Origin of the sequence: Limnospira sp. PMC 1279.21, from assembly GCF_032349615.1 — a bacterium.
In the GTDB taxonomy this organism is placed as follows: Bacteria; Cyanobacteriota; Cyanobacteriia; order Cyanobacteriales; family Microcoleaceae; genus Limnospira; species Limnospira fusiformis.
Genome location: NZ_JARPLU010000481.1, coordinates 1 through 666 on the forward strand (window position 1 = coordinate 1; position 666 = coordinate 666).

The following is a 666-nucleotide window of genomic DNA, read 5'->3' on the forward strand; positions in this document are numbered from 1 at the left end:
TGATGGCAGTGTGGTGGAAGCACCGCAGTTCTATCGCAAGTCTGAAAGGCGGTTGAACAAGGCCAATCGAGAGAAGTCCAGAAAGTACCGCAAGGGGGCAAAACCACAGTCCGGGAACTATCACAGGGCTAGGAACCGATACGCCCGGAAGCATTTAAGGGTAAGTAGGCAGCGTAATGAGTGGGCGAAGAGCATCGCCTACTGCGTCATCCAATCTAACGATTTGGTTGCCTACGTAGACGCGAAGCGGCGCGCCGAAGGCAGACTTGAATGTGAAAGGGTTAGTACGCAATCGGCATCTAGCCAAGTCGATTAGTGATGCAGGATGGTCAATATTTCGCTGTTGGTTGGAGTATTTTGGCAGGAAGTACGGGAAGGTAACGATTGCCGTTCCTCCCCAATATACGAGCCAGGATTGCTCAAGCTGCGGCCAACGAGTCAAGAAGGCACTCTCAGTCAGAACCCACCACTGTCCGCATTGCGGCTATGAGGCTGACCGAGATGTGAATGCGGCCATCAATATCCTGCGCCTGGGACTAACTACCGTGGGGCACACGGGAAGTTATACGCTTGGGGAGAGCGGGCCTCTGGCTGGGTTGGAAAAATCCTGCTCAGTTAAGTCCGGTTGATGAACCAAGAATCCCCGTCGCGTGACTCGCGGGGAGA

General features: G+C 54.1%; 2 protein-coding genes. Both read left to right on the forward strand.

Features of this window, described 5'->3' with window-relative positions; genetic code table 11:
• Positions 1–13 precede the first annotated feature (13 nt).
• On the forward strand, positions 14–316 hold the full coding sequence (locus P5683_RS26660; protein ID WP_396442639.1) for a hypothetical protein: 303 nt from the start codon (positions 14–16) through the stop codon (positions 314–316).
• Positions 273–629, forward strand: a complete 357-nt coding sequence (locus P5683_RS25545) for an RNA-guided endonuclease TnpB family protein (protein WP_071533561.1) — start codon at positions 273–275, stop codon at positions 627–629. The genes P5683_RS26660 and P5683_RS25545 overlap by 44 nt, the downstream gene beginning before the upstream one ends.
• Positions 630–666 lie beyond the last annotated feature (37 nt).